Source organism: uncultured Dokdonia sp. (assembly GCF_947492815.1).
Taxonomy (GTDB): domain Bacteria; phylum Bacteroidota; class Bacteroidia; order Flavobacteriales; family Flavobacteriaceae; genus Dokdonia.
On the sequence record NZ_CANLOB010000026.1, the window covers coordinates 57,941 to 70,534 of the forward strand.

Below are 12,594 nucleotides of genomic sequence, written 5' to 3' on the forward strand. Positions count from 1 at the left end.
CAACACTCATTCTACTTTTAAAACAATAGGCACTTTAAATCTTGTTTTTACTAATATGCCTCGTTTTATAGCAGGTTCTGGACTTGGTAATACTTGTGCTGCATCGTAGATCCATAGATGTAATTCAGGAATCTCTTTACGTACTGTGGGTGTTAAGTAAATACTATCTAAACAGAATTTTCCAGTTTCATTTACGATAAGGTCTATCCAAACAGTATCGTTTATGGCTTCTTGTACTACAATAGTGTGGTTGCTAAGTTCTTGGTGTAATGTATTGGTTACTTTGTCTTCAAAACATTTTTTCAAGTCTGTACTTTCTGAGAGTTCATCACAGGTATCAAAGATAGGATAGGTATCTACATTGGTAATATCTATGATATATTCTTCTTGAGATAGGAACTCTTCTGTGGTTATTTTTTTGGTCTCCCATCTTGAGCATGATGCAAAAAGCATACAAAGCACTAAAGATAAAAGACGAATATTCATACCATTTTATTTCTTGGATGAAATTTACAATATTATATGATGTTCTCCTAAAAGCTATTTTTTTCCTTTTTTATGTTCTCCTTCTTCTAAGAAAAGTTCTTTTTTAAGTTGCTTTACACGTCTTTCAGAGATCTCTACATAAAACTTAGCTCTATAATCTTCAGATGTCTTGTGTTTTTCAATAAATCGTTCGTATTGTTTGAGCACTTCTTTTTTATCTTCATAGTAATTATCTGTACATACAATAACATCATATTGTACTTTTATATGAGTAGGGTCTATTTTAAGAGCTAGTTGATATTGTTTTACTGCTTTTTCATACTTCTTATTAATTTGATAAGCTCTTCCTAAGGTGATATATATATCATCTAATGGTAAATCTTTAAAATACAGCGCTTGTTTCGCATGGTATTCTGCTTTTTCTATATCTCTTGTTTTTCCATATAGATCAGCTAATATGTGATGAATACCATAATCTTCATCATCTATCCTTAATAAAATTAAGTATTGATCTATTGCTTTTGTATAATTATTGATTCTACGATAACTAGTTCCTAAATTAGAATGAATGAAGGGAGATGATTGTCCTAATGCAATGAGTTTTTCAAACCATGTAATGGCTTCGTGATTCCATTCTTTTAGATAATAGTTTTGAGCTAAAATATTAACTATTTCTACAGCGTCTGGATCAAGTTCTAAGGCTTTAAAACAGATCTTTTCTACAGCAGGATAATCGCGTTTTCCTAAATAGTGTAATCCTAATTGGTATAATGCTTTTTGATGGGTAGAGTCTAATTGCACTGCTTTTGAAAAGACTTCTTCACTCTTCATTTTGGTATTTTTTTTCCATATAGAATCTGCTTTTTTTTCTAACTGTTTTAAAGCTCTTCCTCGTTGGTAAAAATATTCTGGATTATCAGGGTATGTGTTTGCTAGTTTTGAGAAAATAGAATCTGCTTTTACATAGTGACCTCTTGTAATTAAAAGTCGGCCGTATTCTGTAGCAGTAATGGGTTGTTCTCCATTTTGAGTAAGTGATGCTACATATGCTTCTAAGGCCACTTTTTTATTTCCTAAACCTCTATAAGATCTCGCAATTTGCAGTAGTGTCTTCGCATTTTTTTCTGGAACTAATTGATATTGTTCAATAGCTTTTGTATAACTTCCTACGGCATATAAACTATCTGCAATAGACAACGCCGAAGACTGTGCTCCGGCATTACTGATCGTGTTTATAAAAAAAAATAGAATGAGATATCGCTTCATGTATTATTGTAGTTTTTTTAATTTTTGTTGAGCTTCTTCATTGCCATCAATTTCAATGGCTTTTTTAAAATAGTTAATGGCTTCGTTCTTCTTATTACGCATGGTATAATAATCACCTAAAGCCATATGAGTTCTTGATTCTTCTGGATAGTATTTTAAATTCATCTCTAAATACGCCAGCGCTTTTTTAGGCAGTTTATGTGACGTTAGTATAAAAAAACCAACATCATTTATAAATTGCCAGTTAGGTTTTACTTCTCGTTTAAAACGGGTACTTAACTCTTCAAAATGCGTATAAAAAGGTGCTGTTAATTCTTCTGCTGTATATGCTTTAGGGGTATTAAACCTCCATCGCTCTGGAAATGGATACCATGAAAATAATGATCGTAATCCATTATACATTCCTGGCACTACGATACTACCATGATCTTCATTTTCTTGATAATCCCATGTAAATTCTAAATGATCTTTATTCTTTACTAGCAGGTCATGAAATTTAAGATTTGCTCTTAGCATTTCTGTGGGTTCTGATGTAAGTTTTCTCACCTTTACGGTATCTACTCCTACACTATTCGCCACAGCAACATACAGTGATTTGTTTTGACGTGTTGATGCGTTAAATAGTTTTTCTGATTGATTTACTAACTTTTCTTTGTCCCACCACAAACTTGGATCAATGGCTAGGTAATGATCAAAAACCTCTGGATGATGTGTATACGTATAGAGTACCAAAAGACCTCCCGTTGAATGTCCTATGATGGTACTCATCGTATCTGTAGGATACTTGTTATTTACATATGGCTGTAATTCCTTTTCTATAAATGTCACAAAATTAGCCGCACCACCAGAGGTCTCCGATGCATGTCCCCGTTGAAAAGGAACATTTGTAGGAGTAAAATCTCTTGTTCTATCCGTATTAGGAATTCCTATCACAATAGATTTGGGTACGTTCCATTTTTCAAGGAGTTTTAAAATACCTGTAACTGTATAGAAATGATCTTTTCCATCTAACACATAAATGACAGGATATTTTTCACCCTCTTCTATTTGCGCTGGTACATGAACCCAAATCTCTCTTTGCTCATTCAATGTTTTTGAAAAGAGGGAATCAACAGTTCCTAGTACTAATTCTTTATTTGAATTTTGAGAATACTGTGCCGTAGTAAAACTACTTATACCAATAAACACAATACACACTAGTATTTTAATCATACCATGCTTACTACACTTCATTAATTTATTTTAATTCCGATTATAAATTAAAGGTAAATGGGAGTTCATATAAAACACTTACTTTTTTCCCATTATGTTCTCCAGGTATCATTTGAGGTAATGTCTTGATTACTCTGATAGCTTCTTTTTCTAACTTTGGGTGTGCTCCGCGAGCACGAACATCGACAATATTTCCAGCAGTATCTATTTTAAAAACAGCCACTACTCTCTTTATTCCTGTAAGACCGAGCTCTTCAGGAAGTTTTGCATTAAACCCTTTATTTGCGTGTATTTTAATTTTTTGAGACGTACACTTTTTAATTTCTTTTAGTGTTCCTGAGCATTCTGGAAATGTAGGTACTTTTTCTATGACACCAAATGGAATATCTAGATCATTTAAGACTTCATCATAGGTGCTATCTTTTAAAATATCTTTATCATTAGCAGTAACTGCTGTGAGTACTTTAAGTGCTCGTTCTTCTTCTTCTGTTAAGCCCCCCTGTTTTGCTATAGAGTTTTTGAGCACTTCAATATTTTTAATAATCTCACTGTCTGAAGAACTATATCCTGTACCTCCTGCTTGAGCATCTGTACAAGCTGTATATACTAATATGGAAAAAAGTGCTGGTACTAAGAATAAATATTTTGCTTTTGCTATTTTTTTTGATTTTGTTTTCTGTAGCATAATAATTCGTTTTTTGATGATTGAATGATTAAAGAATGGATTGATAAATGACATTTGTTTTGTGTCAAAGACTGTATTTAGTAGCTCTTCATAATACTGCTTCTTTGAGGTATTCGCTACGGCATGTCCATCGGCTAAGTATTCATGTACTAGGGTGATTTCTTTTTGATATATATACACTAATGGATTAAACCAAAATACAATACGTAACACTTCAAAAAACAATAAATCCAAGGTATGCCTTTGCTTGATGTGTATATACTCATGTGCCAGTATACGCTTTCGCGAAAGCGGACTTAACTTTTCTCCCAAAAACACATAGTTAAAAAAAGTAAATGCTACGGTGCTATCGGGTACTATAATAATACGTTTCCCTTTTTCTTTAAAGCGAAAAAGATGTGTAAATTGAACTATTTTATATCCAAATAAAAGGATACTAATTAGGATGCCTATATAATATATATGTATCCAGTCAAACACATAACCGTTGGGTGTATTAGATATGACAACACCCATGGGATTTACGATATCTATAGCCGTAGTAGCATAACTTTCTAATATCACCTCTGGGAGTACTGTTGCTACTTCTTGCACTGGGATCATACGTTGCAATTCAGCAATTTTCAAGAAAGGTAAGACAATGGCTAAGAGTGGAGTTATGAGTAAATACATTCTATTATAGGTAAAAAAAGTTTCTTTTTTTAAAAAGACCTTATAGCCTATCAAGAATATTGCTTGAAAGCATATGATTTCTATCATATATCTAATCATAACTCTTACGCCGTATTAGTTCCTTTACTATTGGATTTGAAATGTAATTGGCAAGCTATATAATACGCCTACAGGGACTCCATTTTGTTTTCCAGGTAACATTTGAGGGAGTGTTTCAATAACTCTTTTAGCTTCGACTTCTAATCCTGGATGTGGTGCACGTGCTCTTATATTTGTTACGTTTCCGTTTTTATCTATCTTAAATGATACAAAAATTCTATTGGTTCCATCTAATCCTAGTGTTTTACCTAAAGAAACATTAAACTCTTTGTTTACATGCTTAGACACACTTAAACTCATACATTTTTTACGCTCTTCATTTGTTCCCGTACAATTTGGAAAAACGGGCACCTGATCTATGACCGCAAATGGAATATCACCCTCATTATTTAAAGTTTTATTTCCTGTTTTTTCTCTATATAAACTGACCTTTTCATTAATTATCCTTAAAATTTCATATGATAATTCTTTATCATCGGGTTCTTGTGCAGACATTATTGTTCCCATTCTTTCAAAATAAGGTTTGGCATCTACAAAAGAAATCATTTCTATAGCCTCTACTTCAGCTTTTATCTTTGCCAATTCTATATCGGCTATATTTACTTCATTTTTTGGAATGTTATCTTCACTACAGGCAACATACACAAGCATTGACAGAATAAGTGGAAGAATAAACGCATACTTGAATTTTGCAATTTTACTAGATTTTGTTTTTTGTAACATAATAATTCGTTTTTTAATGATTGAATGATTGAAAAATGGGTTGATGAATGACACATTTTCTGTCTTAAACACTTGCGACAGTAAACTTTGATAATAATTTTGCTTCCCTCTTTGTGAGACTACTCTAGCATCTGCAGTGTATTCTTGAAGTAGCATCATTTTATTTTGATACACATATACTAGCGGATTAAACCAGCATATAATACGAAGGAGTTCAAAAAACAGCATATCAAACGAGTGAAGCTCTTTGATATGTATTGTTTCATGAAGCATGATATTCTCTTTTTGCTTCTCTGAAAGGTTTGCTCCTAAGTAAATGGTATTAAAAAAAGAAAAAGCAGTATCTGTATTAGGCAATGTAATAATATTAAGGCCATCTATTTGCTGCAGACTTCCTTGATTTTTTAGGTGTTGTATTTTTATCACTTTGTATATAAAATACCCTAGACTAAGTACCATTCCTATTGCCCAGATACTCACTAACCATGTCATAAAAGAAATAGGTTTGGATCCTGTAAGTATTATTTCTTCCAACATTCCTCCATCTACAGTTGTATCTGTAATACTGGTTTGCAATAGTACTTCTGGTAATGCAATAGTATATGCTAAGGGTATTGTCTCTCGGATAGCATCTATCTTTATAAAAGGTAGTACAAAACTAAGTATAGGTGTTACCAGAAGGTAGCATCTATTCCATGTAAAGAATGTCTCTCTTTTTAAGAAAATATCATAGACTACTAAAAACAGTAACTGATATGCGATGATCTGGAGAATATAATGTAACATTAGTTTTCTTCTTTATTAATTTCTTTCATGATTTCTTCCATTTCAGACATATTGATATCATTTTTCTTCATAAAGAAGGATACCATACTTTTAAAAGATCCTTGAAAATAGCCATTCATCAATTTATTAAGTGTTTGATTGCTATAATCTGCTTTTTGAACTAGCGGAAAATAAATATGTCCTCTTCCTTCTTTACGATATCCTACAAATTCTTTATTCTCAAGAATTCTAACAATGGTAGATACTGTATTATATGCCGGTTTTGGTTCTGGTAATTTTTCAATAATCGCAGCAACATTAGCTTGTTCTAAATCCCAGAGGATTTGCATAATATCTTCTTCGGCTTTGGTGAGTTGTTTCATTTGTAATGTATCTATTAGTGATCTGTAAATGATCCTTATAAGGGTTTTATTTTAAAGATTGCCTTACAAATATAACTAAATATTTAGTTTAAACTAATTTTTTAGTTTAAAAAATGTAACAAATTCACTTTTAGTGCGTCATACTATCTGTAATTACACTTTTTTTAATGGATTTATTACTTGTATTTTTAAGCCTATTACTTATACTTTTAGGTATTGTTGGGAGTTTTATTCCTGTTTTACCTGGCCCGCCTGTAAGTTGGTTAGGTCTTTTAGTCTTACATCTTACTAAAGGTGTCCCTATGGATTATACTTTTTTAGGGATTACCTTGTTTGTTGCTATCCTCATTTTCATATTAGATTATGTGATCCCATCTATGGGAACCAAGCGTTTTGGCGGAAGTCGGGCGGGCGCTATAGGAACCATGATTGGATTATTTGTAGGTATTTTTTCTCCAATTCCTTTTGGAATTCTTATTGGTCCTTTTGTAGGAGCTCTTATTGGGGAACTTGTGTTTAATCAGAGTGACTCTAAAACTGCTTTTAAAGCTGCTATAGGCTCTTTTCTAGGATTTATAGCATCTACCTTCATGAAGTTTGTTGTGACCGTTATATTCTTTGTATTGTTTATCTACAAGCTTTTTGCATATAGTGATACATTGTTTGTATGGTCGTAATATTAAAATCTTAGCTTTTATATGTTCTTGGTACGCTTTCGCGAAAGCGTATACAGGCAGCATCCCTTTTAATAAAAAGTTCTATTTCTAAATACGCATTAGTACTAGAAAATAAGACTATGGCCTTAGCTGAAAAAGCATGTCTCATTCAACTGATTATTTTGTAAAGTCCAAAAGGCGCATATAGAATAACGTTTCACTAACAAAAAAAGCCTCTCATTTCTGAAAGGCTTTGTATATACTATTCTTTATTTGATTATTTTTTAATCACAATAAATTCAGATCTTCTATTAAGCTGATGGTCTTCTTCAGAACATTTAGCTCCATTACTACACTCATTTACTAATTGTGTTTCTCCATATCCAGCTCCTGTGATTCTACTACTATCTATTCCTTGACTTATAATATAAGCTACTGTAGATTTTGCTCTTTTATCAGATAGACTCAAGTTATAACTATCTTTTCCACGACTATCTGTATGTGATCTAGCATCTATCACCATGGTTGGGTATTGTCTCATCACAGATATTACTTTTTCAAGTTCTAATGCCGCATCTGGGCGGATATTAAATCTATCAAAATCAAAATAAATTGGATTCAACTCTAATAATATTGTTAAGTCATCACCTACTTCAATAGGTTTCTGAGTAAGTTCTAATTGTAAATTATTTGTAATAGTTTTAGATTCATCTGGTGTTGTAAATACTACTTCATCACCATTATAGGTTTCTTTTATAGCTCTTACAATATACTGTTCTTCACAATTTGCAGTATCAAAGCTATAGTTACCGTTTGTCTCACTAAGCATAGAGTTAATTACTTCTCCTGAACTATTTATTAATTGAACAGTAGCCGCACTAATAGGTGCTCCAGATTCTTTATCCAATACTCGTCCATCTACAATAATATCACATGGTATTTCTTCACTTATAAAACGATAAATATCGTCACTTCCCATTCCTGTTTTACGATTGGAAGCAAAGTATCCTAGTTTTGTATCATCATTTACAATAAACGTAAAGTCATCGTATGAACTGTTAACAGGTTTTCCAATATTAATAATTTCTTGCTCTTCATTTTGTAATTGTGGGCTTGTTACATATACATCTAATCCTCCTAAACCAGGATGACCGTCTGATGCAAAGTATAAGTTTCCATTTTTACTCATAAAAGGAAATGTCTCTCTTCCTTCTGTATTAATAGGACGTCCTAGATTAACAGGAGTTCCATATGTTCCATCTTCATTAATATCTACCGACCAAATATCAGAAAGACCAATAGTTCCCTCCATATCTGATGCGAAATATAATTTTGTGTTGTCTGCATTTAAAGCAGGGTGTGCTGTAGAGTATTCATTACTATTAAAAGGCATCTCAACGGCTTCTGTCCATCCTTTTCCTTCTTCTCTAGTTGACTTATAAATTTTTAATTTATTGGTCCCGTTTTTAGATTTCTTGTAAGATCCTTTTGTAAAGTTGTTACGCGTAAAGTATACCGTATTTCCATCTTTTGAAAAAGCTGTTGTGCTTTCGTGAAATTTTGAGTTTAATTTTTTATTAAACTTTGATGGTTTTGAAAAAGATCCCGATTCTTCTCCTATTCTAGTTTGAAAAAGGTCTAAGAAAGGTTGATTATTCCATTTATGAATACGTCTAACACCTCCTCCTGAATCTCTAGAAGAAGCAAAAATCAACTTTCCTTCAAATTCTGTAGGGGCAAAATCTGAATATCTTGAATTGATACTTCTAATATCTTCAAGTGTATACTTACTCTTTTTATATGCTGATATTTCACGTAAATAATCTGGTGATTCTTTAAATAATGTCGCCCTTGTATCTGTTCCATTAAGGTCATTAAATCGAGTCATCATAGCATCTGCTAATTCATAATTCTTTAAAGCTCTTAATGTCTGGGCATATCTAAAGTAATATTCAGGCTGTACTTCTTCTTGGTAGGTATCAATTAGTTTTTTATACCATACTTCTGCGTTTGTATATTCCGCATTGAAGTAATAGGAATCTGCCAGTTTTTGAAATAAATCTACAGATTCATATCCTTTTTCTGCAACATCAAGATATATTTTGCGTGCATCTACAAAGGCATATTGATCAAACTTCTTATCGGCTCTAGATATTTTTCCTTCCTGAGCAAAACTAATCATTCCTACTAGTAAGAATACGGCTGTTACTATATAAACGTGAAGCTTCATTAATTTTAATTTTTAATAATAATTATACGCTATTCCCTTTTATTAGAAGAATCTAGGTGTTAATAATCTATCATACTCATTAAACAGTTCAAATCTAAGGAAAACTTCAAAACTTCCGTCATTAAATGTCGTGTCTCCTAAATCTGTTGTCTCACGATCATATGCAAGACCTATTAACATACTGTCTGATACTTGAAAACCTGCTAGACCACTCCAAGCTGCATCCCATCGGTAAGCTGCTCCTAAATGAAGCTTTTCTAATAATAAAAAGTTGGCTGTAACGTCTACTTGTAATGGTGCCCCTGCAACTGCTTTTATCAACGTGCTTGGCTTAAACTTTACTTGATCGGAAAGATCAAAAGTATACCCTAGTATACCATAGTAGTTAATACGCTCTTCAGCTACAAAACTAGAGCCATTTGAATTATTACTCTCATCAAAGTGATCAGTTTGTATTAAATTAGGGGCACTTAAGCCTACATAAAAACGATCTGTATGATAATAAACTCCTGCTCCAATTATTGGAGAAATCTTATTGTCTATATTTTGAGCAAAACGAGGATCTGTAGGATCAAAAAGATTTAATCGTGTAAAGTCAACATCTAGGATGTGTCCTCCTCCTTTTAATCCAAAACTAAGTTTTCCTTTATCTGAAGTATCTACCGTATAGCTAAAATCTACTCCAATATACGTCTCTTGAGAAGGTCCTAAAGCATCGTTTACAATAGATAATCCTAATCCTACTTTACTTTCTGAAATAGGAGAATGAATACTTAAACTTTGTGTACGAGGAGCCCCATCTAAACCAACCCACTGACTACGATGTAAACCTACAATACTTGTAACTCCTCTGTTACCAGCATAAGCTGGATTAATAGCCACCGTATTATAAATATACTGTGAGTATTGAGGATCCTGTTGTGCATTTACTTGAGGTATACTTAATAACACCAAAAGAAATGAACCGACAATAACAATATAATTTTTCATATAAAAACTTCTATTTTGATTTTCAGGCGCGTAATGCGCCTGAAAATTAACAATTTATCTTTGAATATATAAATAACCTGCACTTGTACGTGTTTGACCACTATTATCAACATATTCTAATGTCCAATAATAAGTACCTACAGGCAAGAACTTATCTTGACTTATAGTTGCACGTCCATTTGAAAGTCCTCTAAATTGATTTCCATTCTGACCGTACCCATCTGCTTCATAAACTAGCACACCCCATCTATTAAATATCTTAACCGTATTATCTGGGAAGTTTTCAATACCAGAGATAATGAATGTATCATTTTGTCCATCTTCTCCTAATGAAATACCATTATGTACTACTATTTCCTCTACACCTGGTTCTTCTGTATCAAGTATTGTTACTGTAGGATCATCTGCATCACCATCACCTTCTACATCTGTATCTGTTGTATCCGTAGGGTCGTCAGAAACATCAGTTACGACATCTCCGCCTCTATCCAATCCAATTGCAGTGGCAGTATTCACAACTTCTCCAGCTTCTATATCATCTTCAGTTATTATATAGATTGCTGTAAAATCTGCACTTTCACCAGGTAAAAGATCAACAGGATCACCTATAACAGTTACATTATTATCAGTTACTGTCACTCCTTCTATAATTACATTTCCAGTATTTGTTACTGTGAATGTATATTGAATTTGGTCACCTACATCAGCAAATCCATTGGCATTTATATCTACAAATACTCCTACTTTAATCAATTCAATGCTCGGTAATTGAGGTATAATTGTTATGGTAGGATCTTCAAAATCTCCATCATTATCCGTATCTGTGTTTGTAGAATCTTCAGGGTCATCAGAAGTATCTGTAATAATAGTACCATCAGGATCTGTACCTTCTGCTATTGCTGTATTTATGACTCCTCCTTCTTCTACATCATCTTGTGTAATCACATAGATTGCTGTAAATGTAGTTGAATCACTCTCTCCTACAGCTAAATCTATAGGTCCACCTACAACAGTTACATTATTATCAGTTATTGTAATTCCCGTAAGATCTACATTTCCATTGTTTGTAACAATAAAGGTATATAAGATCTCATCACCAGCATCAATGATACCATTTCCATTTGTATCAATTACTTCTGCTATTTTCTCAAGATCAATATTTCCATCAGGTGCTTCAGATACATCTGTTACTGTAACATCATCATCAGTATTACCATCTGTATCATCTCCATCATCAGAAGCTGTATCTTCTACTGGAGATCCATTTTCTTCAAAGCCAATTGCTCCAGCCTGATTTTCAATAACACCTGCATCAATATCAGCCTGTGTTACTACATAATCTGCAGTAAATGTAAGCGATTCTCCCGGTAATAAATCAAAGGCATCTCCTTCACCATCTTCATCTGTACCACCCATTTCATATACTGGAACTGGCAATACGCCTGTTCCTGTAAATGCTCCTGCATCCTCAACAACTTCAATATCAAATACAGTAACGTCTCCTGTATTTTCTACAGTATACGTATATGTTATAATACCTGTTACTGGATCATAGGTACTCGTTTTTGTAATTTCAATTGCTTCATTTACACAAATAACCTCAATTGTTACCGTAGCTGTCTCAGTCGTTGTAGATCCATCTGCATTGGTGATCGTTACTGTATAATCAAACGTATCAGTTCCACAGAAATCAGGATCTGGTGTATAGTCTACTGTTCCATCAGGATTGATTGTTACTGTTCCATTAGCTGGATCTGTTACATCGGTTACTTCTACATCACTGTTTGGATCGAAATCATCATTATCCAATACATCGATATTCACTGGAGTATCTTCATCAGTAGTTGCCATATCATCCATCACATCATCAGCACAAGCAACCTCAATTGTTACCGTAGCTGTCTCAGTCGTTGTAGATCCATCTGCATTGGTGATCGTTACTGTATAATCAAACGTATCAGTTCCACAGAAATCAGGATCTGGTGTATAGTCTACTGTTCCATCAGGATTGATTGTTACTGTTCCATTTGCTGGATCTGTTACATCGGTTACTTCAACATCACTGTTTGGATCAAAATCATCATTATCCAATACATCGATGTTCACTGGAGTATCCTCATCTGTAGTTGCCATATCATCCATCACATCATCAGCACAAGCAACCTCAATTGTTACCGTAGCTGTCTCTGTAGCTGTAGATCCATCTGCATTGGTGATCGTTACTGTGTAATCAAAGGTGTCAGTTCCACAGAAATCAGGATCTGGTGTATAGTCTACTGTTCCATCAGGGTTGATCGTTACTGTTCCATTAGCTGGATTAGTCACATCGGTTACTTCTACATCACTGTTTGGATCGAAATCATCATTATCCAATACATCGATATTCACTGGAGTATCTTCATCAGTAGTTGCCATATCATCCATCAC

At 33.4% G+C, this 12,594-nt stretch carries 10 protein-coding genes; 1 reads left to right on the forward strand and 9 read right to left on the reverse strand.

Translation table 11 applies throughout. The features are described 5' to 3' along the window. Positions 1 to 6: 6 nt before the first annotated feature. The 6 genes from Q1A01_RS19200 to Q1A01_RS19225 are packed head-to-tail and all read right to left on the reverse strand — an operon-like array spanning position 7 to position 6,291. Positions 7 to 486 (reverse strand): hypothetical protein, encoded by a 480-nt coding sequence (locus tag Q1A01_RS19200; protein WP_299684093.1) that lies wholly within the window; start codon positions 484 to 486, stop codon positions 7 to 9. A gap of 54 nt (positions 487 to 540) precedes the next feature. Beyond that, the gene (locus Q1A01_RS19205) at positions 541 to 1,752 is read right to left on the reverse strand and encodes a tetratricopeptide repeat protein (protein ID WP_299684095.1); all 1,212 of its coding nucleotides are present in this window, start codon (positions 1,750 to 1,752) and stop codon (positions 541 to 543) included. Between the two features lie 3 nt (positions 1,753 to 1,755). Next, on the reverse strand, positions 1,756 to 2,964 hold the full coding sequence (locus Q1A01_RS19210; protein ID WP_299684097.1) for an alpha/beta hydrolase-fold protein: 1,209 nt from the start codon (positions 2,962 to 2,964) through the stop codon (positions 1,756 to 1,758). Positions 2,965 to 3,004: 40 nt separating this feature from the next. After that, a complete protein-coding gene (locus tag Q1A01_RS19215) occupies positions 3,005 to 4,408 on the reverse strand; it encodes a M56 family metallopeptidase (RefSeq protein ID WP_299684099.1) in 1,404 nt (467 codons plus the stop codon). Positions 4,409 to 4,447: 39 nt separating this feature from the next. Next, entirely contained in the window at positions 4,448 to 5,929 is a 1,482-nt protein-coding gene (locus Q1A01_RS19220) for a M56 family metallopeptidase (RefSeq protein ID WP_299684101.1), read from the reverse strand. After that, positions 5,929 to 6,291: a BlaI/MecI/CopY family transcriptional regulator gene (locus Q1A01_RS19225; RefSeq protein WP_299684103.1), complete on the reverse strand. Its 363-nt coding sequence runs from the start codon at positions 6,289 to 6,291 to the stop codon at positions 5,929 to 5,931. The genes Q1A01_RS19220 and Q1A01_RS19225 overlap by 1 nt, the downstream gene beginning before the upstream one ends. Positions 6,292 to 6,458: 167 nt before the next feature. Here Q1A01_RS19225 and Q1A01_RS19230 point away from each other — a divergent pair, with 167 nt between their 5' ends. After that, entirely contained in the window at positions 6,459 to 6,968 is a 510-nt protein-coding gene (locus tag Q1A01_RS19230; RefSeq protein WP_299684105.1) for a DUF456 domain-containing protein, read from the forward strand. A 256-nt stretch (positions 6,969 to 7,224) separates the two neighbouring features. On the opposite strand, the gene Q1A01_RS19235 is transcribed toward Q1A01_RS19230, so the two are convergent. From Q1A01_RS19235 to Q1A01_RS19245, 3 genes are all read right to left on the reverse strand, one after another. Next, positions 7,225 to 9,177, reverse strand: a complete 1,953-nt coding sequence (locus Q1A01_RS19235; RefSeq protein WP_299684107.1) for an OmpA family protein — start codon at positions 9,175 to 9,177, stop codon at positions 7,225 to 7,227. Between the two features lie 42 nt (positions 9,178 to 9,219). Further along, positions 9,220 to 10,167 (reverse strand): type IX secretion system membrane protein PorP/SprF, encoded by a 948-nt coding sequence (locus Q1A01_RS19240; RefSeq protein ID WP_299684109.1) that lies wholly within the window; start codon positions 10,165 to 10,167, stop codon positions 9,220 to 9,222. A gap of 54 nt (positions 10,168 to 10,221) precedes the next feature. Further along, positions 10,222 to 12,594 (reverse strand): Ig-like domain-containing protein (locus tag Q1A01_RS19245; protein WP_299684111.1); only part of this gene is annotated, 2,373 nt, incomplete at its 5' end.

What these genes read in the sequence shown, in the direction of transcription:
- Q1A01_RS19240 (WP_299684109.1), bottom strand. Translation starts at nt 10,167, where the DNA reads ATGAAAAATTATATTGTTATTGTCGGTTCATTTCTTTTGGTGTTATTA.
- Q1A01_RS19230 (WP_299684105.1), top strand. Translation starts at nt 6,459, where the DNA reads ATGGATTTATTACTTGTATTTTTAAGCCTATTACTTATACTTTTAGGT.
- Q1A01_RS19210 (WP_299684097.1), bottom strand. Translation starts at nt 2,964, where the DNA reads ATGATTAAAATACTAGTGTGTATTGTGTTTATTGGTATAAGTAGTTTT.
- Q1A01_RS19205 (WP_299684095.1), bottom strand. Translation starts at nt 1,752, where the DNA reads ATGAAGCGATATCTCATTCTATTTTTTTTTATAAACACGATCAGTAAT.
- Q1A01_RS19225 (WP_299684103.1), bottom strand. Translation starts at nt 6,291, where the DNA reads ATGAAACAACTCACCAAAGCCGAAGAAGATATTATGCAAATCCTCTGG.
- Q1A01_RS19200 (WP_299684093.1), bottom strand. Translation starts at nt 486, where the DNA reads ATGAATATTCGTCTTTTATCTTTAGTGCTTTGTATGCTTTTTGCATCA.
- Q1A01_RS19235 (WP_299684107.1), bottom strand. Translation starts at nt 9,177, where the DNA reads ATGAAGCTTCACGTTTATATAGTAACAGCCGTATTCTTACTAGTAGGA.
- Q1A01_RS19215 (WP_299684099.1), bottom strand. Translation starts at nt 4,408, where the DNA reads ATGATAGAAATCATATGCTTTCAAGCAATATTCTTGATAGGCTATAAG.
- Q1A01_RS19220 (WP_299684101.1), bottom strand. Translation starts at nt 5,929, where the DNA reads ATGTTACATTATATTCTCCAGATCATCGCATATCAGTTACTGTTTTTA.